Origin of the sequence: Saccharothrix sp. ALI-22-I, assembly GCF_001984175.1 — a bacterium.
Taxonomy (GTDB): domain Bacteria; phylum Actinomycetota; class Actinomycetes; order Mycobacteriales; family Pseudonocardiaceae; genus Actinosynnema.
Genome location: NZ_MTQP01000062.1, coordinates 91,861 through 113,234 on the forward strand (window position 1 = coordinate 91,861; position 21,374 = coordinate 113,234).

Sequence of the window (21,374 nt, forward strand, 5' to 3'; positions counted from 1 at the left end):
TCAAGGATGACGGCCGTGTATCGAGACCGTGACCGGGACCGTGATGTAGCTAACGTGAACCGCCGGGAGAACGCAGTCTCCTGGGACCGGTGTCATGCCGGGAAGGCGGCGGGCCGAGGGTCACCCTGGCACTGCTGACATACGCGCCGGCCGCGCTGGCCAGCACGGGTTCCAGCGCCAGCTCCCGCACTTCGGGCAGATCCTCGGCCAGTGCGGCCAGCCGCAACACCAAGTCCTGCAACGCGCGCAAGTCCGCGGGTTCGTCACCCCGGTAACCCGCCAGCAACGGCGCCGCCTTGGGCGCGCGCACCAGCGCCGCCGCGTCCGCGTCGGTCAGCGGGACCGCGCGGTAGGCCCGGTCCCCCAGCAGGTCGCTGACCAGTCCGGACAACCCGAACGACACCAGCGTGCCGAACGACGGGTCGTCCTGGAGACCCAGGACACAGGAGATCCCCTTGGGGGCCATGCGTTGCACGTACACGTCGGCCCGGTCGGACACCTCGGCGAGCATCTCGTACGCCGTGCGCACGGACTCCTCGGCGGACAGGTCGAGCCGCACGCCGACCAGGTCGGTGCGGTGCCGCAGCCGGTCGTCGGTGGATTTCATCGCCACCGGGTAGCCCAACTCCCCCGCCGCGCGCACCGCCTCGTCCGCCGACGACACGACCCGGAACGGCACGACCTCCACGCCGTAACACGCGAGCAGCCGCACGGCGGTGTCGTCGTCCAGCCGCAGTTCGCCGGTCTCGTCCAGCTTCAGGGTGTCGCAGATCGCGTGCGCGGCGTCCGGGTCGATGCCGTCGGGCCGGATGAACGTGCCCTGCGGCGCGGACCGCCACCGTGCGTAACGGGTCGCACGCGCCAACGCGAGCACAGCGCGCTCCGGGCTCGGGTACGACGGCACGGAACCGCGTCCGGGCGCGCCACCGGGACCGGGCACGGCCAGCTCGACCGGCACACCCTCCACCGCGAGGAACGTCGACGCGATCGGCTTGGTCCGCCCGCCCTGCTCCACGACCTCGCGCAACGCGCGGGCGAACGACGCGCCGGGCACCGCCAGCGGCGGCACGAACACGACCACGAGCGCGTCCGCGTCGGGGTTGTCCAACGCGTCCTTCACCGCCGCCGCGAACGCCTCCGGCCCGGCCTGCGCGCCCACGTCCACCGGCTCTCCCGCCAGCTCCAGGCCCTGGTCCAGCGCGGTATCGGCGGCCAGCAGCCCGATCGCGGTCGAGTTGCCGACCACGGCGACGCGCGGCCCTGCGGGCAGCGGCTGGTGCGCCAGCAGCAGCGCGGTGTCGAACAGCTGCGCCAGCGACTCCACCCGGATCACGCCGGCCTGCTCGAACAACGCCTGCACGCTCGACTCGTCCACCGGCACCGAGGTGGCCGCCAAAGCCGGCGTGACCGCGTGCCGACCGGATTTCACCGCCACGATCGGCTTGGTGCGGCCGAGCCTGCGGGCGAGCCGGGCGAACTTGCGCGGGTTGCCGAACGACTCCAGGTACAGCAGCACCACGTCGGTGGCCGGGTCGGTCTCCCAGTACTGGAGCAGGTCGTTGCCGGACACGTCCGAGCGGTTGCCGGCGGAGACGAACGTGGACAGGCCCAGGCCGCGTTCGGCGGCGGTGGCCAGGATCGCGGTGCCCAGCGCGCCGGACTGGCAGAAGAAGCCGGTGCGGCCCCGGGCCGGGAGCTTCGGCGCGAGGGTGGCGTTGAGGCGCACGCCCGCGTCGGTGTTCAGCACGCCCAGCGCGTTCGGGCCGACCACGCGCATGCCGTGCGCGCGGGCCTCGGCGGCGAGCCTGCGTTCCGCGCTCAACCCGCCGGGGCCGGTCTCGCCGAACCCGGACGTGACCACTACCAGGGTTTTCACACCCTTGGCCAGGCAGGCGTCCATGACCTCGTCCACCCCGGCGGCGGGCACCGCGACCACGGCGAGGTCCACGTCGTCCGGGATCTCCAGCACCGACGGGTACGCGCGCACCCCGCGCACGGACCGGTGCTCGGCGTTCACCGGGTACACCGGACCCGCGAAATCGGCCGCGAGCAGGTGCGTCAGCACCGCGTGACCGATCTTGGTCTGGTCGGTGGACGCGCCGATGACCGCGATCGACTTCGGGTGCAGCAGGTTGTGCACGCTGCGCGCCTCGGCGGCCTGCTCACGGGCACGGGCCACCTCCACCGACTCCTCGGTGGGGTCGATGTCGAACTCCAGGTGCACCACGCCCTCCTCGAACGCGCGGCTCACGCCGTACCCGGCGTCCCGGAAGATCCGCACCATCTGGCCGTTCTCGGCGAGCACTTCGGCGGTGAACCGGCTCAGCCCGCGTTCCCGGGCGGCGGCGGCGAGGTGTTCCAGCAGGATCGAGCCGAGGCCCCGGCCCTGGTGGCCGTCCTCGACCACGAACGCGACCTCGGCGGAGCCGCTGTCCCCGAGGCGGTCGTAGCGGCCGACGGCCACGATGTCGTCGCCGAGCAGCGCGGTGAACGCGACCCGGTCTGCGTGGTCGACGGTGCTGAAGCGTTCGAGGTCCCGCTTGGGCATCCGCGGGTAGGGGCCGAAGTAGCGGAAGTAACGGGTGCGCTCGGACAGCCGGCCGTGGAACGCGAGCAGCTTCTCCGCGTCGTCCGGCGTGATCGGGCGCAGGTGGACCGTGCCGCCGTCGCTGAGCACGACGTCGGCCTCCCAGTGTCTCGGGTAGTCGAACGGGTCCACGTTTCAGTCCCTCGGATCGTCGGGGTCCAGGCCGTGCAGCGGGAACAGCGCGCGTCGGGTCTCCCGGATCGCCAGGTCGACCGGGGTGTCCACCTGGCCGCCCCACGGTTCGAACGTCGTGTCGGCGCCGTCGGTCATGGCGATCGGCAACGGCCAGTTCGGCGCCAGGGTGGAGGCGTGTGCCATCCAGTCCGCGGGCAGCGGGGTGTTCGGGTCCACGTCCCGGTCGAGGACGGTGGCCAGCAGGTGCGTCCAACTCCGCGGGACGACGCGCAGCAACTCGTACCCGCCGCCGCCGAGGGCCAGCCACCGGCCGTTCGCGGTCTCCTCGGCCAGTTCACGCAGGCGTCGGTAGATGGCGCGGTGGCCGTCCACGGTGAGCGCGAGGTCGGCCAGCGGGTCCTCGCGGTGCGTGTCCACGCCGCACTGCGTGACCAACAACTGCGGCCGGAACGCCCTGAGCAGGGACGGGACGGTCGCCTCGAACGCGCGCAGCCAGGCCTGGTCGCCGGTGCCGGGCGGCAGGGCCAGGTTCACGCTGGTGCCCTCCGCGCCCGCGCCGCCCAGTTCGGCCGCCCGCCCGGTGCCCGGCCACAGGCTCAGCGGGCTCTGGTGCACCGACACCGTGAGCACGCGCGGGTCGTCGTAGAAGGCGTCCTGCACGCCGTCGCCGTGGTGCACGTCGGTGTCGAGGTAGGCGATCCGGTCGAAGCCGTTGTCCAGCAGCCACGAGATGGCCACCGCGCAGTCGTTGTAGACGCAGAACCCGGCCGCGTGGTCGCGCATGGCGTGGTGCAGCCCGCCCGCGATGTTCACCGCCCGGTCCGCGTCACCGGACGCGAGCCGCCGCGCGGCGGCCAGCGAACCGCCCACGACCAGCGCCGATGCCTCGTGCATCCGGGCGAACACCGGGTTGTCCGCGGTGCCCAGACCGTGGCCGACGTCCCAGCCCGCCATCGGCGCGGCCTGCACGGCGTTGAGGTACGACGGCTCGTGGACGCGTTCGATCTCGGCGTCCGTCGCGGGGTCGGGCGCGATGAGGTCCACACCGTCCAGCACGCCCAGCGCGGTCGCCAGCCGGACGGTCAGGTCCAGTCGGACGGGGTTGAGGGGATGATCCCCGCCCAGGTCGTAACCGAGGAAGGACTCGTCCCAGACGACAGCGGCTCCCTTGCCCATGTGCGAAACCTAACTCACCCGGCCGCGCGCGGTGTGATCACAGCTTGGTCGCCCCGCGCCTGCGAAGCTCCCGAGGGGACTTACAGTCTGCCGAGACGGCGCGGGCCAGGATTGCGGCCATCGAGGATGGAACCCCGCACGTCGGAACGAGGTCATAGAACACATGCACCTGCGACGAGTCTCCGCCCTGACCACTGTGCTGGCCTTGGCGCTCACGCTCGGCCTCACGGCCTGCGCCACCAAGGTCGTCGGCAGCCCGGTCGCCGCGGCGGGTGGGTCGAGCAGTGAGAAGACCACCTCCGGCAAGCCGTCCTCGACCAAGACGTCCCGCAAGAGCAGCGCGGCCGAGGCGCCCGCGACGACCGGAACAGCCGGAACGCAGAAGCCCACCGGCGACGTCAAGATCACGACGAAGAAGAAGACCGAGGGCTACGAGGACTGCGACCTGCTCACCCCCGAGGAGGTCGCCACGGCCATCGGCGCGTCGAAGAGCGGCGAGAAGGGCTGCGTGCAGAGCACGGAGGACCCGTTCGCGGTCGTGCTGTTCATGGTCACGTTCGCCGAGTACGAGGGTGAGGCGCGCACCATCGAGGTCGGCGGCAACACCGCGTACGAGGTGAAGGAGAAGAGCGGTGACTGCACCGTCCTCGTCATGCTGACCGACGACCCGGACGAGATCACCCCCGCGTTCCAGGCCACCGTGACGCCGATCGACGAGTTCGAACCGTGCGCGATCGCCCTCAAGCTCGCCACCAAGGGCTTCGAAAAAATCCCCAACGCCTGACCACACTCTGTGATGTCGCGTTGGTCGTTCGCACTCAGGGCGACCACCGCGCGAGGTCGCGTCGGTCGTTCGCGCCTCATTTTCCGACGATCACGCTCTTCGATCGTCGGAAAATGAGGCGCGAACGACCGACTTCCAGGCGACCGAGCCCGCCGTCTGCGGAGCAGCGGCCATCAAACACAGTCGGCGGGGCGGGTGGGGTCGGAGGACCACTGTGACCACGAGCCGGCGTAGAGGGGTGCGGGGGCGTCCGGGGTGGTGATTCCGGCCACTTCCAGGGCCAGGACCACGGAAGACGCCGTGACGCCGGACCCGCAGTAGGCCGCGACCGGGCGTTCGGGCGAGACGCCGATGGACTGGAAGCGCTCGGCGAGAGCGGTGGCGGGCAGCCAGCGGCCGTCGGAGGTGTGGCCCGAGGTCGGGGCGTTGAGGGCGCCGGGGATGTGGCCGGCCCGAGGGTCGATCGGCTCGGTCTCGCCGCGGTAGCGCTCGGGGGCGCGGGCGTCGAGCAGCGTGCCTTCGCGGGCGAACGCGGCGGCCTCGTCGGCGTCCAGCACGGGCATGGCGCCGGGGCGCACCACGATGTCCCCGGGAATAGGCGTCGGCGTTTCGGCATTAACAGGACGACCCTCGGCGGTCCACGCCGCGAAGCCACCGTCCAGAACCGACACTTCCGAGTGACCGGACCACCGCAACAGCCACCATGCACGGGCCGCGACCGAGCCGTCACCGCCGTCGTACGCCACGACCGGGTGGCCTTCTCGGACCCCGGCGGCCCGCAGCACGGCTTGGAGCGCGGCCGGTTCCGGCAGGGGGTGGCGGCCGCCGGCGCCGGGCGCCGAGGACAGCTCCGTGTCCAGGTCGACGTAGACGGCACCGGGAACGTGGCCGACCTCGTAGTCTTGACGTCCCGGCGGTCCGCCCAGTCGCCAACGGACGTCCAACACGACCGGGGGTTCGGCGCCGTTCAGCGCGGAGGCCAGGGCTTCGGTGCTGATGAGTGGATGCACGGCACCATCCTGCACCCGTGACCGGCCTACTAGCATTGACGCCATACGAAGGGGAGCGGGTGTGAACGAGCTCATCGACACTACCGAGATGTACCTCCGCACGATCTACGAGCTCGAAGAAGAGGGCGTAGTTCCGCTGCGCGCGCGCATCGCCGAGCGCTTGGCGCAGAGCGGCCCGACGGTCAGCCAGACCGTCGGCCGGATGGAGCGTGACGGTCTCGTGATCGTGGCGGACGACCGCCACCTGGAGCTGACCGAGCAGGGCCGGAACCTGGCCATCGCGGTCATGCGCAAGCACCGGCTCGCCGAGCGCCTCCTGGTCGACATCATCGGCCTGGAGTGGGAACAGGTGCACAGCGAGGCGTGCCGCTGGGAGCACGTGATGAGCGAGGCCGTCGAGCGCAAGCTGGTCAAGCTCCTCGGCAACCCCACCACCTCGCCCTACGGCAACCCCATCCCCGGTCTGGACAAGTTGGGCGACGGCGAGCCCGCGCCGCCCGCCGAGTCGGACCTGGTGCGCATCGACGAGGTGGCCCGGCGCGGCGGCGGTCGCGTCGAGGTGCGCCGCATCGCCGAGCACGTGCAGCTCGACCCGGACCTGATGGCCGAGTTGAAGGCCGCCGGCGTGGTGCCGGGCGGCACGGTCGAGGTCGACACGATGGGCGGCGCGAAGGTCGTGCAGGTGCGCGGCAACGGCACGGTCGCCGAACTGGACCCCGCGGTGGCGCACGCCGTGCTGGTGCAGGCGCGGTGAGCCCGACGCGGCGTGCGGTCGCCGCGTTCACCCGGCTGCACGGCACCGCGCCGCAAGGCGTCTGGTCCGCGCCCGGCCGGGTGAACTTGATCGGGGAACACACCGACTACAACGACGGCTTCGTGCTCCCGTTCGCGTTGCCGCACCGGACCGCGGTGGCCGCGTCACCGCGCGACGACGGCCGGTTGCACGTGGCCACCGTCGGTGACGACGGCACCGTGCAGCACACCTCGCCGGTCGCCGTCGCGGACCTGGAACCCGGCATCGTCCGGGGCTGGGCCGCGTACCCGATGGGCGTGGCGTGGGTGCTGCGCGACCAGGGCCTGACCGGCGGGGCGAACCTGGTGATCGCCGGCGACGTGCCGGCGGGCGCGGGCCTGTCCTCGTCGCACGCGTTGGAGTGCGCGGTGGCGCTCGCCCTGCTCGGGCTCGCCGACCGCCCGGCGGACGACCTGCCGCAGATCGCGCGCTGGGTGCAGCGGTCGGAGAACGACTTCGTCGGCGCGCCCACCGGCCTGCTCGACCAGACCGCGTCGCTGTGCTGCACCGAGGCGCACGTGCTGTTCCTCGACGTGCGCTCGTTCAAGGCCGAGCAGGTGCCGTTCGACTCCGCCGAGCACGGTCTCGAAGTGCTGGTCATCGACACGCGGGCGAGCCACTCGCACACCGACGGCGGCTACGGCGCGCGTCGGGCGGGCTGTGAGCGGGCGGCCTCGATCCTGGGGGTTCCCGCGCTGCGGGACGTGGACGTGGACGAGTTGGACGGCGCGCTGGCCCGGCTGCCCGAGGAGCTGCGCCCGCTGGCGCGGCACGTGGTGACGGAGAACGAGCGGGTGCTGGCGTCGGTCGAGCTGCTGCGCACCGGCCGGTTGGCCGAGCTGGGTCCGCTGCTGGACGCGTCGCACGCGAGTCTGCGCGACGACTACCGGGTGTCCGCGCCGGAGCTGGACGTGGCCGTGGACGCGGCGAAGGCGGCGGGCGCGCTGGGCGCCCGGATGATCGGCGGCGGCTTCGGCGGGTCGGCGATCGCGCTGGTGCCGGTGGAGCGGCACGAAGACGTTGTGCGGCAGGTACTCGCGGCGTTCGCGGAGCACGGCTGGACGACGCCGAGGACTTTCACGGCGGTGCCCTCGGCGGGCGCCGGCCAGGACAACTGATGGTCAGAGTCGAAAGCGGGGATCCACGGTGAAGTTGCTCGTCACGGGCGGTGCCGGGTACGTGGGCAGCGTCTGCGCGGCCAGGCTGGTCGAGTCCGGGCACGACGTGGTCGTGCTGGACGACCTGTCCACCGGGCACGCGGACGCCGTGCCCGACGGCGTCCGGCTGGTCGAGGCGGGTATCGACGAGGCGATCGACGGCGTGCTCGCCGAGGGAGTGGGCGGCGAGAGCTTCGACGGCGTGCTGCACTTCGCGGCCAAGTCGCTGGTCGGCGAGTCCATGCAGGACCCGGCGAAGTACTGGCACGGCAACGTGGTGACGTCGCTGCGGCTGCTGGACGCGATGCGCGAGCACGGCACGCCCCGGCTGGTGTTCTCCTCCACCGCCGCGACCTACGGCGAGCCGGAGCAGGTGCCGATCGCGGAGACCGCGCCGACCCGACCCACCAACACCTACGGCGCGACGAAACTCGCGATCGACCACGCCATCAGCTCGTACGCCGCCGCGCACGGCCTGGCCGCCGTGTCGCTGCGCTACTTCAACGTCGCGGGCGCGTACCGGCGGTTCGGCGAGCGGCACGGTGTGGAGACGCACCTGATCCCGATCGTGTTGCAGGTCGCGCTGGGCAAGCGCGCTCAGGTGCAGGTGTACGGCGACGACTGGCCGACCGACGACGGCACGTGCGTCCGCGACTACATCCACGTGGTGGACCTGGCCGACGCGCACCTGCGGGCGTTGGAGCACGCGGCGGCGGGCGAGCACCGCATCTACAACCTGGGCAACGGGCTGGGTTTCTCGGTCAAGCAGGTCATCGACGCGTGCCGCGAGGTGACCGGGCACCCGATCCCGGCCGACGTGGCGCCGCGCCGGGCGGGTGACCCGGCGGTGCTGGTGGCCTCCAGCGAGCGGGCGCGCACCGAGTTGGGTTGGAAGCCCGAGCGGGTGGACCTGGTCGGCATCGTGCGCGACGCGTGGGACTTCACCCGGTCAGTACAGGGGGCGTGATGGAAGGCAAGATCACCGAGGCCGGGTTCGGGGACCTGGCCTCGTACAACGAGATGCCGCGGATCTCGTCGCTGGCGTTGTCGCCGGACGGCACGCGGCTGGTCACCGTGGTGGCGGCACTCGCGCCGGACGGCAAGACGTGGCAGGGGTCCCTGTGGGAACTCGACCCCGCCGGTGAACGCCCCGCGAGACGGTTGACGCGGGGCGCGAAGGGCGAGTCGGCGCCCGCGTTCACGCCGGACGGCGCGGTGCTGTTCGTCTCGGCGCGGCCGGACCCGGAAGCCAAGCCGTCGGACGGCAAGGCGGGCAAGGACAAGTCGGCGCTGTGGCTGTTGCCACCCGTCGGTGAGGCGCGCGAGTTGTACCGGCCCGCCGGTGGCGTGTCGGAGTTCACGGTGGCGCGGCAGGCGGGCACGGTGCTGCTCGCGGCCGGCGCGCACCCGACGGTGGAGTTCGGCGAACAGGACGAGGAGCACCGCAAGGCCCGCGAGGACGCCGGGGTGACCGCGATCCTGCACGAGTCGTACCCGGTGCGGTACTGGGACTCCGACCTAGGTCCGAGCTTCCCCCGGCTGCTGGCGACCACGTCGCCGCTCGACGTGGACAGCGCGCGCATCGACCAGGCCGAGGGTCTGGTGGACCTCACGCCCAACGCCGCCGGGCGGCTGGAGGACTCCCCCGCGATCAGCCCGGACGGGCGGTGGGTGGTGCACGCCGAGAGCGTCGCGGTGAGCGCGTCGTACGGCCCGCGCATCCGGTTGCGGCTGAAGTCGACGGACGGCGCCACGGACCGGGTGCTGGCCGACCTGGAGGGGCATTCGTTCCTGCAACCGGCGTTCCTGCCCGACTCGTCGGGGGTGATCGCGGTGCGGGCGTTCGACTCGACGGCGGACAGCCCGTGGACGAACACGTTGGTGCGCATCGAGTTGGAGTCGGGCGCGGTCCAGGAGCTGGCGGCGGACTTCGCCGAGGAGCCCGACCGCCCGGTGGTGAGCCCGACCGGTGACGCGGTGTACTTCACCAGCAGCCACCGGGGGCACCAGCCGATCTGGAAGCTCGACCTGGCGTCCGGTGCCGTGGTGAAGCTGACCGCGTCGGGTGCCTACACCGACGTCCGGGTCAGCCCCGACGGTGCTTCGGTGTACGCCCTGCGCAGCGCTTGGGACCACCCGCCGCAGCCGGTGCGGCTGTCGGCGTCGGGCGTGGACCAGCAGGCCGTGCCGCTGCCCGCGCCCGGTGCGGTCGAGTCGGTGCCGGGGACGTTGACCGAGATCGACACGGTGGTCGAGGACGGCCGGACCGTGCGGGCGTGGCTGGTGCTGCCCGCCGGGGCGTCGGCCGAGCAGCCCGCGCCGTTGCTGCTGTGGGTGCACGGCGGTCCGGTGATGAGCTGGAGCGGGTGGAGCTGGCGCTGGAACCCGTGGCTGATGGCCGCGCGGGGGTACGCGGTGCTGCTGCCGGACCCGGCGCTGTCCACCGGGTACGGGTACGACTTCGTGCGCGCCGGGTGGGCTTCGTGGGGCGCGAAGCCGTACACGGACCTGATGTCGATCACCGATGTGGCGGTGCGGCGGGACGATATCGACGACTCGCGCACGGCGGCGATGGGCGGGTCGTTCGGCGGGTACATGTCGAACTGGATCGCCACCCAGACCGACCGGTTCAAGGCGATCGTGACGCACGCGTCGTTGTGGCACCTGGACGCGTTCACCGGGACCACGGACGACTCGTACTACTGGATTCGCGAGATGGGCGACCCCCTGCGGCAAGAGGAGCAGGTGAAGGCGAACTCGCCGCACCTGCGGGTGGCGGACATCAAGACTCCGATGCTGGTGATCCACGGCGACAAGGACTACCGGGTCCCGATCGGCGAGGGGCAGCGGCTGTACTTCGACCTCGTGCGGCACGGCGTGCCGGCGAAGTTCCTGTACTTCCCGAGCGAGAACCACTGGATCCTGACGCCCGGAAACGCCAAGGTCTGGTACGAGACGGTCTTCGCGTTCCTGGCGGAGCACGTGCTCGGCGAGCCCTGGCAGCGGCCGGAACTCGTCTAGCGGCCGGAACTCGTCCAGCACCGCAACTCGCCCCGTCTCGCACCGGGGTTGGTCGGGATTCCAGCCCCCGGTCGGCAAGGACTCGCACGTGCACGGCGTCGAGCCCTTGCCGACGGTGGGGCTGAGATCAGTCGAGGTCGGCGGGTGGGTTGGTCCAGTCCGTTTCTCCGGCGCGTTCGGCCAGGTCTCGTAGGAGGTCCGGGGACAGGCCGGTGTCCAGAGCCGCCCTGAGCAGCTCGGTCAGCCGGTGGCCCGGGTGGGCTTGTTCGGCTCGGTCCAAGGCCAGTGAGGCCAGGGTGCCCAAGCCCTTGATGTAGGCCGAGAAGGCCAACAACGTGGCTGGCTCGGCTCGTTCCGGTGTCGGGCAGGCTCGGGTCAGTTCGGCCCACAGGGCCTCGGCGCTGTGGGCGTGTTCGCCCACGCAGTAAGCCAGGCTGGCGTCGCGGGCCCACGGGTTCGACAGGGCGTGAGCCAGGTCGGCTACTTCCTCATCGGTCAAAGGGCGTTTTCGGGTCGCGGCTCGGATCACCTCGGCGTGGATCAACTCCTGGTCCCCGGGCGGAACGGTGCCGTCCGGGGGAGGCGGCGAGTCGACTGCCCGTCGGTTGAGCAGGGTGGCTCGGCGGGACAGGGCTTCGGGTGGGTCGGGCGTCAGGAGTTCGGCCATCGCCTCACGGCTGGCGTAGGTGATGTGGCCTTCCGCCGCGGTCGCGGCGGCCAGCGCCGTGCTCATCGGGTCCGGGACGGTGCCGGAGGTTCCTACGTCGTGGTAGTCGAACCACGACTCGCCCTTGGCCGTCGCACGCGTCCACACCGCCAGCAGGAGCGGTACGCGGGCGTCGTGCAGGGCGTCGTCCACCTCATCCACCAGAGCGTCGTGCGGCAGGTCTTCGGGTGGGTCGCCGGAACCGCCGCCGACCACGATGACCACCGCGTTGGCTGCACGGCACCGGGACAGCGGGCCCGCCAACCGGTCGGTCACGCGGTGCGGCACGCCGGGAGGTGGCAGGTCGATGCGCATGGTCAGGGCTATGTCGTCGTCCTGCACCACCAGCACGACCAGCGAATCGGTCGGGTGGAAGCCGATGAGGTGCGGCACGGCGGCGATCAGGTCGCCCGGGTCGTGGAGCCTGGTGCCGGTAAGCAGTTTCGTCATGGGCTCGACTCTGGCGGAAGTCGGCGGCCGGTCCCACCGGCGAGGCGCAATCTGTGGACAACTCGAAAAGGGCCGCTCCCACCGAACTGGGAGCGGCCCCGTCACCTGCGAAAACTCAACAGTCCGGTGCGACCTGACCGTCCGAACCTGTGTATACGAACGCATCGGAGATGTAACCCGACCCGATCTTGTCCCACAGGTTGGTGGTGCCGTACTTGCCGGTGATCGTCTCGCCCTTGGCCTGGCAGGAGATCGTCACGGTCGCGCCGCTCGCGACCGAACCCACGGCCGAGTACGACGTCCCGGGACCCGAGCGGATGGTCACCGCGGCACCGCTGTCGGTCCCGACCGTCCCGGCCACGGTGGTACTGCACGAGTTGCGGCTGGTGTAGCTGCGAGTGCCCCAGTAGAAGATCAACGACCCGTTGAACGTGATCTTCTGGTCGGCCCCGTTGAGCCTCTGCTCGTAGTGCAGGTGCGGCCCGGTGGACCCGCCGGTGGTCCCGACGCTGCCGATCCGCTGGCCGATCCGCACGGCCTGCCCGACCGACACCGACTGCGCGGACAGGTGCGCGTACCTGGTCCGCCAACCCGAACCGTGGTCGATCTCGACCCACCGCCCGTAGCTGGTGCTGCCCTCGTTGGCCACCCGCGTGACGGTCCCCGCGGCCGACGCGACCACCGGGTCGCCGTCGTCGTTCGCGCGGTTGAAGTCGACCGAGTTCGGGGGACTGTGCCCGGTGCGGGTCTGTCCTTCCCACACCTGGTTGCACGGGAACGGCATCTGGAAATTCGGCGCCGCTGAGGCCTCGCCCTGTGTGAGGACAAGACCGATCAGCGGTGCCATCAAGGCCATGACGAACACGCGTCGGCTCATCTGCCACCTCCTTGACGACTGGGTGTGGTGATCGGACCACGCCCAGCCGCCTTAGTGGAAGACTTACCAAGTACCCGACTTCGTGAATTACTTCCTAACCAACCGAACGGCGCAGCGCCGCTACGCCACCCACCACGGGCAGTTCCACCACCGTGTCGTTCAGGTTGACCGACAGGCCGGCCCCCGGCTGCGGGCGCAACGTGTAGTCGTAGTCGCTGGAGATCACCACGAACTCCACCGAGTGCCCGGCCGGCACGACGTAGTCGTTCGGCTCCAGCTCGACCTCCACCCGGTACTGCCTGCCGGGCTCGATCGGCTTGGTCCACGACGGCGACACCCGGTTCTGCGGGTCCGTCCAGCCCCGCGTGATCACGTGCGACGTGCCGTCCGGCGCCCGGTCCACCAGCAACGCCGTCACGTTGGCCGCCGGCCGGTCGAACGAGACCGCCAGCTGCACCCGCGCGACACCGGAGAACCGCAGCGGCGACGCGGTCGGTCGGGTCGCGTAGGACAGGCGGTTGCCCGAGGCGGGCAGGTCGATCAGGTCCTCGGCGAGCTTGGACGAGTCGTCGCGCAACGACTCCACCACCGACCGGCCGGGCACCGACTCGAACAGCAGCGCGCCCTTGGCCGAACCGCCCGCCCACGGGTAGACGCGGGCCGTCGACGTGCCGGGGGCGGGCCAATCGGCCTCGTCCACCCACGTCGTCTTGTCCTCACGCTGGATCGTCGCCTTCGGCTCGCGCTCGATGCCGTTGTCGATCCCGTACAGGTAGTGGCTGAACCACCGGTTGATCGTGCGCCGCCACTCGACCGACCGCAGCGTGTCGGGGTCGGTGTGCCCGGACTGGTGCAGCCAGATCTTGTGCTCCACCCCGTACTTCCGCAGCGCCGCGTACCACTGCGAGACGTGCTTGACCTTGACGTTCCAGTCGCTCAACCCGTGCACGGCCAGCACCGCGGCCCGCACCTTCGAAGCGTCCTTGACGTAGTTGCGCTCGTCCCAGAACGGGCTGTAGTCACCGGTCACCCGGTCTTGCTTGGCCACGATGTCCGCGATCACCGGCTTGCAGATCTCCCGGTCCGCCCGCGTGTAGACGTACTCCGCCAACACGTCCAGGTCCTCGCCCTGGAACGTGCCGGGAGCCACCACCGCGCCGTCGGCCCGGTAGTAGTCGTACCAGCTGGAGATGGCCGCGATGGGCACGATGGCCTCCAGTCCCTCGACCCCGGTCGCCGCGACGGCGTTGGGCAGGGTGCCGTTGTACGACACGCCCATCATGCCGACCTTGCCGGTGGTCCAGCGGGCTTCGACGGAAGCGCCCGCGGCGTCGCGCGCGGTGGTGCGGCCGTTGAGCCAGTCGACCACGGACTTCGAGCCGATGGTCTCGTTGCGCCCGCCCGAGGTGGGGCAGCCGGACGACTTGCCGGTGCCCAACGACTCGGCGTACACCATGGCGAAGCCGCGCGAGATGAAGTAGTCCTCGTAACGCCCGGACCGGATCGGCGTCGGGTTGGGCCCGACGGCTGCGGCGATCCGCTCGTCCGCCTCGGCCTTGAGCACCGAGCCGTCGCGCTTGTCGTACCCACCACGGCGGTTGGGCACGTACAGCTCCACGTCCACGTCGTGGTTGGCCACGTCGTTGCCGCCGGAGAAGTACGGGCTGTTGAAGAACACGACCGGGACCTTCAGCCCGCGGTCGGTGGCCGTCTGGCGCACCACCTCGGCGTAGACCTCGTCGTCCTGCCCGTCACGGTCGCTGTCGACCGGCGCGCGCACCCACACGCTCTCGCGCACCACGTCCTTCGGGTCGAAGACGGGTTGCGCCTCGCCGCCGACGAACACCGGGCCTTCCGCCGCGGCGCCGGCCACCGCGGGCGCCAGTCCCAGCGGCAGCGTGACCAGAGCGGCGAGCACCGCTGCTCTCCGTGCACCCTTCACGACCGAACCCCCATCAATCCGTCGGACAGGTTTCGGCTGACCTTCCCCGGCTGGCACAACACCTGTCAAGGGCACCGGAAGTCCACAATGGACATACCGGTGAAGACCCGACGAACGGCCCCTTGACCAGCGGCGAAGACATGTGCAGACTCGCCCCGGCCATGCGTGAATTCATCGCCGCGCTGCCCAAGGTGGAGTTGCACGTCCACCTCGTCGGGTCAGCCTCCCTCGCCACCGTCCTCGACCTCGCCCGCCGACGCCCGCAACCACACGTCCCGACGGACGAAGCGGAGCTGCGCCGGTTCTACGAGTTCACCGATTTCGGCCACTTCATCGACGTCTACGCCGCGGTCAACGACCTGGTCACCACGGGCGACGACGTCGCCGCGCTGGTGCTGGGCCTGGCCGGGGAGCAGGCGCGGCGCAACGTCCGCTACGCCGAGGTGACGGTCAGCGCGACCAGTCACCTGAGGGCGGGCATCGCGCCGGAGGAGCTGGACGAAGCCCTCGCCACCAGCCGTGAGCAGGCCAAGCGGGCGCACGGCGTCGAACTGGCCTGGGTGTTCGACATCCCCGGCCTGTGGGACGGGGACTTCGGCGTCACCAGCGCGAAGTACGCCACCACGCACCGCCCGGCGGGCACGGTCGGCTTCGGTCTCGGCGGGTTCGAGGCGGACGCGCCGCGCCGGGCGTTCCGCGAGGCGTTCACCATCGCCCGGGACGCGGACCTGCACTGCGTGCCGCACGCGGGCGAGACCACCGGCCCCGACCAGGTCCGGGAAGCACTCGACCACCTGCACGCCGAACGCATCGGCCACGGCATCAACGCGGCGAACGACCCGGAGCTGCTGCGCCGACTGGCCGCCGAAGGCATCACCCTGGAGATCTGCCCCACCTCGAACATCCGCACCGGAGCCGTCCAAAACCTGAAAGACCACCCGCTGCCGCGACTGCTCGACGCGGGCGTGCCGATCACCCTGGCCACGGACGACCCCGGCATGTTCCACACCGACCTGGACCGCGAGTACCTGCTGTGCCACGAGGTGTTCGGCCTCGGCCGGACCGAGCTCGCCGAACTGGCCCGCACCGGGGTACGGGCCAGCTTCGCCGCACCGGAGCTCAAACGGTCACTGCTGGCCGAGATCGACGCGCTCGGCCACTGAGGCCACTGAGGCCACTGACCAGCGCCACCCCGAGCCCGGCGAACGCGAGCGCCGCGCCCACCCAGTTGGGCGCGGTGTAGCCGAACCCGGCGTCGATCGCCACACCGCCCAGCCACGCGCCCGCCGCGTTGCCGAGGTTGAACGCGGCGATGTTCGGCGTCGACGTCAACCACACGCCGGGCCGCTCGACCGACTCCCCCGCGCCGTCCGCCTCACGCCCGCCGGCCGTGCCTGGCTCCCCCACGCACGTGCCGCTCTAGCGGACGCCGAGCGCGCGCTCATCGCCGCCCGACGTGCCGGAGGCCTGGAGTGCGGCGAACTCCGCGTGGCCACGGTCTACTCGCTCACCCTCGGCGCGGTCCTCCGCACGGACCCGCCGGTCAGAAGAACCCTCGTCGCCTACGCGCACAAGACCCCCGATCCGCTCACCTCGGCGTTCGTGGCCTTGCTCGCGGAGTGGGCCTACTTGAGCTGAGCCCGCCCCAACGCGTCCGAACGCCGGGTCGTCTCCGGAATCCGCGTCACGCACACCCGCAGCACCTCGGCGCACGCCCGGTCCAGGTCGATGCGGTGCCCCACGGACACGAACACCGGCTTCACCCCTTCCCGCGTCCGCAACGCCCGCCCCACGACCTCGCCGTTGTCCACGAGATCGGTGTAGGCCCCACGAACGTCGTCGGGCATGGAAAACGGCCCCATGGGCGTCTTGGCCACGCCGACGCTCGGCATATCGGTCAGCACGCCCAGGTGGCAGGCCAACCCGAACCGCCGCGGATGCGCCAGCCCCTGCCCGTCGCACACCAGCAGATCCGGCGTCACGGTCAGCTTCTCCATCGCCTCCAGCAGCGACGGCAGCTCCCGGAACGCGAACAGCCCCGGCACGTAAGGGAAATCGGCCTTGCCCGTCACCACGGCCGAGTCCACCGTCCGCAACGACTCCGCGTCCAGCACCACGATCGCCGCCGCCAACCGGTCGTCGTCGGCGTACGACACGTCGAGCCCGGCAACGTGCCGCACCACCAGCCCGGGATCGGTCCGCGTCGACACCGACGGCCGCAGTCGTTCCTGCTCCGCGATCGCCTCTTCCGGGGTCATTTCCTTGGGGGTCACTCGTGCCTCACCGAGGCGCGGTGGGCGGCGAGCAGGTCGTCACCGAAGTCACCGGACCGCCGCCGCCACACCGAGTGCGCGTGGTTGGCGTCGTTGTCGGTGTTGTCGTACTCGATCAGCAATTCCGGCCCCTGTATCCGGTAGTAGTGCCCTTCACCGCGCTTGGCCGACCCCTCCCACGCGAAGTGCAGCCGTTCCGGGTCCAGGGCGTCGAACTCCTCGTCGGCCAGGTCGCTGTGCAGCCGGTCCAGGTAGTACCGCACCAGCCCGACCAGCAGCCCGCGGGATGCCCGGTCCAGCTGCGCGGGCGTCACCCCGACGGGTTCCAGATCGCCGACGCGAGGGGAGTTGCCGGTCTTGAGGTCCGGCGGCGGGGTGTCGGCGACGACGGCCAGCCCGCGCGCCGTGCGCCCCATCCGGTCCAGCAGCTCGCGGGCCAGTTCCTCTTCCAACCGCAAGGGCTGCAACACCGTCTGCCCCTGGTACGTCGTCCGGGCCGGGTTCGCGCCGAGGAAGAACGGGGTGGCCGACACGCGTCCGTCGGCCACCACCACGCTCACCGACAGGTGATGCCCCTCGACCCGCCAGCCCCACGGCTGGTCACCGGGCTCGCCGAGCAGCACGGTCCAGTAGTCGCCCTGGTGCCGGTCCCGGCTGCCGCCTTCGCGGTCGTCCAGCACGTCCTCCAACGCCATCACCGCGGCCGTCTGCGCGTAGGCGCGTGGGCTGAGCACGCACGACAGCAGCCGGTGCACGGCTTTGCGCTGGTCACGGGCGAGATCGCCGTAGACGACGCCCGGCCGTTCACCGGGGGTGTACGCCCACCGTTTGCGCAGGTCGTCGTCGGACATGCTCCGCACCGCCACCGCGCGCTGCCCGTCGTCCAACAGGTCGAGGAAGCCCCGCGTGGCTTCGGCGATCTCGTGCAGCATTACTCGAACTTATATGCCTTCAGGTTGCGCAGCAGCAGGTAGCAGTTCTGGAGTGAACCCGAGGTGTCGCCCAACGACCGGTAGATGCCCCACTTGGGCCGCAACCGGTCGCCGAGCCACGTGTCCACGCCTGAACGGGTCGTGTCGATCACGGTGGACGAGCCGTCGCGCACGACCCACCGCACCCGGCCGGCCGTGCCGTCGCCGACCTTGATCTCGACCTCGGTGTCGATCCACCGGTTGCGCAGCGGCGCGAGGTCCACCGCGCCGACCCGGACGTTGCCCTGGATGACCACGAACTCGATCTTCTCCACGCCGCCGATCCGCCGCAGCGACATCACGGTGACCGGTGACGTCCCGGTGCCGGGTTTCTTGGTCTGCATGATGTGGGTGAAGGTCGTGGTGGCCTTCAGGGAGCCGGGGATGAACATCGAGTAGGTGAACCGCCAGGTCTCACCGGCGTACAGGTTCACGTTCTGCCCGCCCGACCGCATGCCCGCCACTTCGTTGCGCTGCCGGTCGGTGGACGTGTCGCGGTCGCGGGTGTGCATGTCGAACCGGTAGTCCGACCCGCTCGGGTAGATGTGGGTGACGCCGGGGTGCGAGTCGGCCCGGTCGTCCTCGATGCCCTCGAACGCGCCCAGGCCGGTCGAGGACGCTTGAGGGCTCCACTTGAGCTGCCAGGCGGCGGCCCGCGCCACGCCACCTCCCGTGAGCAGCAACGGCACCGCCGCCGCACCCGCCAACACCGAACGACGGGACAGTTCCACGTCGCACTCCTTCCACCGCAGGGACGATCACGGTCACAGCGGCGGTTCGGCAAGTTTGTTTACTAACGGCGGCTCTTGTCAACCACGTCCGCGACAGTCCGCGATATTCACGAGTGGGGCAGCCGGTCGTCGGCTGACATGCTGGTCTGGTGTGGAATGGCGAACTGCTCGACTTGGACGCGTACCTCGACCGCGTCGCCTTCACCCTCGACCCGGCCGCCGACCGGGCCACCACGCTGCGCGGCCTGCACCGCGCCCACCTGGCGGCCATCTGCTTCGAGAACGCCGACGTGCGCGACGGCGTGCCGCTCGGTCTGGACGTGCCGTCGTTGCAGGACAAGCTGGTGGCACGGCGGCGCGGCGGGTACTGCTTCGAGCAGAACCTGCTGTTCGCCGCCGTGCTCGACCGGCTCGGCCACGAGGTGACCGGCCTCGGCGCCCGCGTCCTGCTCAGCCGCTCCGGCCCCGAGGTCCCGCGCACGCACGCCCTGCTGCTGGTGGACCGCCGCTGGGTGGTGGACGTCGGCTTCGGCGGCGGCGGGCTGCTGGAACCGCTGCCGTTCGCGGTCGGCGCGTTCGCGCAGCAGGGCGACTGGACGTTCCGGCTGGACCACCTCGACGGCGTGTGGACGCTCCGGTCGTTCCAGGGTGGTGAGTGGAAGGCGTTGTACGACTTCACCGAGACCCCGAACGCGCCCGCCGACTACGCGATCGTCAGCCACTACCTGTGCACGCACCCGTCGTCGCCGTTCCGGGGCAGGCTGCTGGTGCAACGCACCGACGAACGTGCCCGCTACAACGTCACCGACCTGGAGCTGACCGAGACGCGACCGAACGGCGAGGTGGTCAAGCGCAGCCTGACCCCCGACGAACGGGTCGCGGTGCTGCGCGAGGACTTCGGGCTGGAACTGCCGGATCGCCCTACGGCCACGGGTTGAGTTCGGGCTTGTCGCCGTCGATCCGCCCGTCCGGCTCCCGGCCGGCGAGCCACGCGGTGAGGTCGGTGCGCGAGCCCGTCAGCGTTACGTCGTCACCTTCGCCGATCACCCACTGACGATCTGCGGCTTGCAACGTCAGCCGGACACCGTCAGGCACACGCGCCGACAGGAAGTCGACGACGTGGTCGCAGAACTCGGGCGACCACGTGACCGGGCCGAGGTCGAGGTCGCGGGTGTGGATCTCGACCTCGCGCCAGGTGGCGTAGGCGGTGTCGGTCAGCGTGCCGTCGCGGTAGAAGGCGGGGGTGTTCCAGTCGCGGACGTCGTCCCAGGCCTTGGTGAGCCGGGCGACGGCGTCGGCGATCGCGGCCCGGTGCTCCTGTGCGGAACGTCCCGCGCCGGCTTCGATCGCGGCGTCTCGGGCGGGGCGTCCGCCGGGGTAGGGCTCGACCTTCGTGCCCTCGTGCTCGGCCTGACCCGCCATGGCGATGGTGACGCCGGCCAGGTGGGCCAGCACGTGGCCGCGCGTCCAGCCGGGCAGTGCCGAGGGTTCGGCCACCTGCTCGTCGGTGAGGCCTTCGATCAGGGTGGCCAGTCTGCGGTGGGCGTCCAGCGCGTTCGCCTGGATCGTCACGAGTCCCCCTAATGGTTTGTCGACTCAAGTGCGTTAGGGAAACTACACTAGACTTGCCCGGATGGCACTGGTGTTGGAGTTCGCGAGCACGGTCCGGCACGGCGGACACGGCGGGCTCGTGGACGACCTGGCCACGCCGGAGGGCTTCGCTGCGTGGACCGGCGCCGAGGCTGACGAGGCGTTGCGACAGCGGGTGGTCGAACTGCGCTGGGCCGTGCGATCGCTGTTGGCGCACGCGACTCAGGCGAACGAGCGTCTGGACACGCCGCACCTGATGGACTTCGAGCGCGCGCTGAAGACGGTCAACGAGGCTGCCGCGCGGGTGCCCAGGGCGGCGCAGTTGGAGTGGACCGAGCAGCCCCGGTTGCGTTACGAGGACTCGGCGGACGCCGGCGATCGCCTGCTGGCGACGTTGGCGACCGCGGCGATCGAGTTCCTGGCGAGCGGGACGCGCGAGGACCTGCGGGCGTGCCCCGCGCCCCGGTGCATCCGGTACTTCGTCAAGGCCCACCCCCGACAGGAGTGGTGCAAGCCGTCGTGCGGCAACCGAGCCAGGGTCAGCCGGCACTACCACCGTGCACACGACTGACGATGAGGGCGGCGGCTCGGCGAGTGAGCAGGGCCGACGAAGGCCGCGCGAGCACCCGGAGGTACTCGCGCGGCCGGTCGCTGTTCCCGGACGTCAGCCCTGGACTATGTAGGCGGTCAGTTTGTCCTGGTCGTCTTGCAACTGGTTGATCCGGCTCTTCACCACGTCGCCGATGCTGACGATGCCGACCAACCGGCCATCGTCGACCACCGGCACGTGGCGGATGCGCCGCTCGGTCATCAACACCGTGAGGCTGTCGACCGAGTCGCGGGGTGTGCAGGTCAACACCTCGCTGGTCATGATCTCCGACACGGGCGCGCTCAACAGCTCGCCGCCCCGGTCGTGCAGCTTGCGAACGACGTCCCGTTCCGACACGATCCCGGCGATGCCCTCGGGCCCGATCACGACCATCGCGCCCACGTTGTGCTCGGCCAGCGCGGCGACGAGATCCGCTACCGACGCTCTCGACTCGACCGTGGCCACGGCCGACCCTTTGTTCCGCAACACGTCAGCGATCCTCATGGGCGCCTCCCGATCTCCGCCAGACCCGGTTGCTACCCAGCTCAGGCTAGTTCTCCGAGCGCGTGATCGGCAGATCAC

At 71.0% G+C, this 21,374-nt stretch carries 20 protein-coding genes and 1 pseudogene; 9 read left to right on the top strand and 12 right to left on the bottom strand.

The genetic code is table 11. The features are described 5' to 3' along the window. Positions 1-49: 49 nt before the first annotated feature. Both ALI22I_RS22145 and ALI22I_RS22150 read right to left on the bottom strand, forming a co-directional pair. Entirely contained in the window at positions 50-2,719 is a 2,670-nt protein-coding gene (locus tag ALI22I_RS22145) for a bifunctional acetate--CoA ligase family protein/GNAT family N-acetyltransferase (RefSeq protein WP_077007449.1), read from the bottom strand. 3 nt (positions 2,720-2,722) lie between these two features. Beyond that, positions 2,723-3,898, bottom strand: coding sequence for an acetoin utilization protein AcuC (locus ALI22I_RS22150; protein ID WP_077007450.1), 1,176 nt, complete (start codon positions 3,896-3,898; stop codon positions 2,723-2,725). A 163-nt stretch (positions 3,899-4,061) separates the two neighbouring features. On the opposite strand from ALI22I_RS22150, the gene ALI22I_RS22155 reads away from it, so the two are divergent. Then, entirely contained in the window at positions 4,062-4,682 is a 621-nt protein-coding gene (locus ALI22I_RS22155) for a hypothetical protein (RefSeq protein ID WP_077007451.1), read from the top strand. 173 nt (positions 4,683-4,855) lie between these two features. Here the strand turns inward: ALI22I_RS22155 and ALI22I_RS22160 are convergent, their stop codons facing one another. After that, on the bottom strand, positions 4,856-5,692 hold the full coding sequence (locus ALI22I_RS22160; protein ID WP_077007452.1) for a sulfurtransferase: 837 nt from the start codon (positions 5,690-5,692) through the stop codon (positions 4,856-4,858). A gap of 61 nt (positions 5,693-5,753) precedes the next feature. Between ALI22I_RS22160 and ALI22I_RS22165 the strand changes: the two genes are divergently transcribed. The 4 genes from ALI22I_RS22165 to ALI22I_RS22180 are packed head-to-tail and all read left to right on the top strand — an operon-like array spanning position 5,754 to position 10,663. Beyond that, positions 5,754-6,446 (top strand): metal-dependent transcriptional regulator, encoded by a 693-nt coding sequence (locus ALI22I_RS22165; RefSeq protein ID WP_077007453.1) that lies wholly within the window; start codon positions 5,754-5,756, stop codon positions 6,444-6,446. Beyond that, entirely contained in the window at positions 6,443-7,603 is a 1,161-nt protein-coding gene (gene galK / locus ALI22I_RS22170; RefSeq protein ID WP_077007454.1) for a galactokinase, read from the top strand. The genes ALI22I_RS22165 and galK overlap by 4 nt, the downstream gene beginning before the upstream one ends. A 28-nt stretch (positions 7,604-7,631) precedes the next feature. After that, positions 7,632-8,609, top strand: a complete 978-nt coding sequence (gene galE, locus ALI22I_RS22175) for a UDP-glucose 4-epimerase GalE (RefSeq protein ID WP_077007455.1) — start codon at positions 7,632-7,634, stop codon at positions 8,607-8,609. Then, a complete protein-coding gene (locus ALI22I_RS22180) occupies positions 8,609-10,663 on the top strand; it encodes an alpha/beta hydrolase family protein (protein ID WP_077007456.1) in 2,055 nt (684 codons plus the stop codon). Before galE ends, ALI22I_RS22180 begins: the two co-directional genes overlap by 1 nt. Positions 10,664-10,790: 127 nt before the next feature. On the opposite strand, the gene ALI22I_RS22185 is transcribed toward ALI22I_RS22180, so the two are convergent. From ALI22I_RS22185 to ALI22I_RS22195, 3 genes are all read right to left on the bottom strand, one after another. After that, positions 10,791-11,819: a DUF4192 domain-containing protein gene (locus ALI22I_RS22185; RefSeq protein ID WP_077007457.1), complete on the bottom strand. Its 1,029-nt coding sequence runs from the start codon at positions 11,817-11,819 to the stop codon at positions 10,791-10,793. Positions 11,820-11,934: 115 nt separating this feature from the next. Continuing rightward, the gene (locus ALI22I_RS22190) at positions 11,935-12,696 is read right to left on the bottom strand and encodes a M23 family metallopeptidase (protein ID WP_077007458.1); all 762 of its coding nucleotides are present in this window, start codon (positions 12,694-12,696) and stop codon (positions 11,935-11,937) included. 94 nt (positions 12,697-12,790) lie between these two features. Continuing rightward, positions 12,791-14,638, bottom strand: coding sequence for a Xaa-Pro dipeptidyl-peptidase (locus ALI22I_RS22195; protein WP_077007459.1), 1,848 nt, complete (start codon positions 14,636-14,638; stop codon positions 12,791-12,793). 161 nt (positions 14,639-14,799) lie between these two features. Here ALI22I_RS22195 and add point away from each other — a divergent pair, with 161 nt between their 5' ends. Next, positions 14,800-15,801 carry an adenosine deaminase gene (add, locus tag ALI22I_RS22200; protein ID WP_083751950.1) on the top strand — a complete coding sequence of 334 codons (1,002 nt, stop codon included), beginning with the start codon at positions 14,800-14,802 and terminating at the stop codon, positions 15,799-15,801. Here add and ALI22I_RS22205 read toward each other — a convergent pair. Further along, complete coding sequence (locus tag ALI22I_RS22205) at positions 15,758-16,045, bottom strand: hypothetical protein (protein WP_274522989.1); 288 nt, start codon at positions 16,043-16,045, stop codon at positions 15,758-15,760. The two genes, add and ALI22I_RS22205, sit on opposite strands and share 44 nt — an antisense overlap. Between ALI22I_RS22205 and ALI22I_RS22210 the strand changes: the two are divergent. Continuing rightward, positions 15,980-16,189: pseudogene (locus ALI22I_RS22210) on the top strand (LysR family transcriptional regulator); the annotation flags it as partial. The gene ALI22I_RS22205 and the pseudogene ALI22I_RS22210 overlap by 66 nt on opposite strands. Positions 16,190-16,263: 74 nt before the next feature. Here the strand turns inward: ALI22I_RS22210 and ALI22I_RS22215 are convergent. Genes ALI22I_RS22215 through ALI22I_RS22225 form a run of 3 tightly spaced genes read right to left on the bottom strand, consistent with a single transcriptional unit; the run spans position 16,264 to position 18,613 of the window. Next, complete coding sequence (locus tag ALI22I_RS22215) at positions 16,264-16,896, bottom strand: endonuclease V (protein ID WP_077007460.1); 633 nt, start codon at positions 16,894-16,896, stop codon at positions 16,264-16,266. A gap of 11 nt (positions 16,897-16,907) precedes the next feature. After that, positions 16,908-17,843 carry a DUF3500 domain-containing protein gene (locus tag ALI22I_RS22220; RefSeq protein WP_077007461.1) on the bottom strand — a complete coding sequence of 312 codons (936 nt, stop codon included), beginning with the start codon at positions 17,841-17,843 and terminating at the stop codon, positions 16,908-16,910. Beyond that, entirely contained in the window at positions 17,843-18,613 is a 771-nt protein-coding gene (locus tag ALI22I_RS22225) for a heparin lyase I family protein (protein ID WP_077007462.1), read from the bottom strand. The genes ALI22I_RS22220 and ALI22I_RS22225 overlap by 1 nt, the downstream gene beginning before the upstream one ends. Before the next feature lie 149 nt (positions 18,614-18,762). Here ALI22I_RS22225 and ALI22I_RS22230 point away from each other — a divergent pair, with 149 nt between their 5' ends. Continuing rightward, complete coding sequence (locus ALI22I_RS22230; protein ID WP_202971047.1) at positions 18,763-19,551, top strand: arylamine N-acetyltransferase family protein; 789 nt, start codon at positions 18,763-18,765, stop codon at positions 19,549-19,551. Here ALI22I_RS22230 and ALI22I_RS22235 read toward each other — a convergent pair. Beyond that, positions 19,535-20,185 (bottom strand): maleylpyruvate isomerase family mycothiol-dependent enzyme, encoded by a 651-nt coding sequence (locus ALI22I_RS22235; RefSeq protein WP_077007464.1) that lies wholly within the window; start codon positions 20,183-20,185, stop codon positions 19,535-19,537. The two genes, ALI22I_RS22230 and ALI22I_RS22235, sit on opposite strands and share 17 nt — an antisense overlap. A gap of 61 nt (positions 20,186-20,246) precedes the next feature. Here ALI22I_RS22235 and ALI22I_RS22240 point away from each other — a divergent pair, with 61 nt between their 5' ends. After that, positions 20,247-20,774: a CGNR zinc finger domain-containing protein gene (locus ALI22I_RS22240; protein ID WP_077007465.1), complete on the top strand. Its 528-nt coding sequence runs from the start codon at positions 20,247-20,249 to the stop codon at positions 20,772-20,774. 93 nt (positions 20,775-20,867) lie between these two features. Here the strand turns inward: ALI22I_RS22240 and ALI22I_RS22245 are convergent, their stop codons facing one another. After that, positions 20,868-21,296 carry a CBS domain-containing protein gene (locus ALI22I_RS22245; RefSeq protein ID WP_077007466.1) on the bottom strand — a complete coding sequence of 143 codons (429 nt, stop codon included), beginning with the start codon at positions 21,294-21,296 and terminating at the stop codon, positions 20,868-20,870. Positions 21,297-21,374: the final 78 nt, after the last annotated feature.

What these genes read in the sequence shown, in the direction of transcription:
- ALI22I_RS22155 (WP_077007451.1), top strand. Translation starts at nt 4,062, where the DNA reads ATGCACCTGCGACGAGTCTCCGCCCTGACCACTGTGCTGGCCTTGGCG.
- ALI22I_RS22245 (WP_077007466.1), bottom strand. Translation starts at nt 21,296, where the DNA reads ATGAGGATCGCTGACGTGTTGCGGAACAAAGGGTCGGCCGTGGCCACG.
- ALI22I_RS22150 (WP_077007450.1), bottom strand. Translation starts at nt 3,898, where the DNA reads ATGGGCAAGGGAGCCGCTGTCGTCTGGGACGAGTCCTTCCTCGGTTAC.
- ALI22I_RS22215 (WP_077007460.1), bottom strand. Translation starts at nt 16,896, where the DNA reads ATGACCCCGGAAGAGGCGATCGCGGAGCAGGAACGACTGCGGCCGTCG.
- ALI22I_RS22180 (WP_077007456.1), top strand. Translation starts at nt 8,609, where the DNA reads ATGGAAGGCAAGATCACCGAGGCCGGGTTCGGGGACCTGGCCTCGTAC.
- add (WP_083751950.1), top strand. Translation starts at nt 14,800, where the DNA reads ATGCGTGAATTCATCGCCGCGCTGCCCAAGGTGGAGTTGCACGTCCAC.
- ALI22I_RS22220 (WP_077007461.1), bottom strand. Translation starts at nt 17,843, where the DNA reads ATGCTGCACGAGATCGCCGAAGCCACGCGGGGCTTCCTCGACCTGTTG.
- ALI22I_RS22185 (WP_077007457.1), bottom strand. Translation starts at nt 11,819, where the DNA reads ATGACGAAACTGCTTACCGGCACCAGGCTCCACGACCCGGGCGACCTG.
- ALI22I_RS22190 (WP_077007458.1), bottom strand. Translation starts at nt 12,696, where the DNA reads ATGAGCCGACGCGTGTTCGTCATGGCCTTGATGGCACCGCTGATCGGT.
- ALI22I_RS22240 (WP_077007465.1), top strand. Translation starts at nt 20,247, where the DNA reads ATGGCACTGGTGTTGGAGTTCGCGAGCACGGTCCGGCACGGCGGACAC.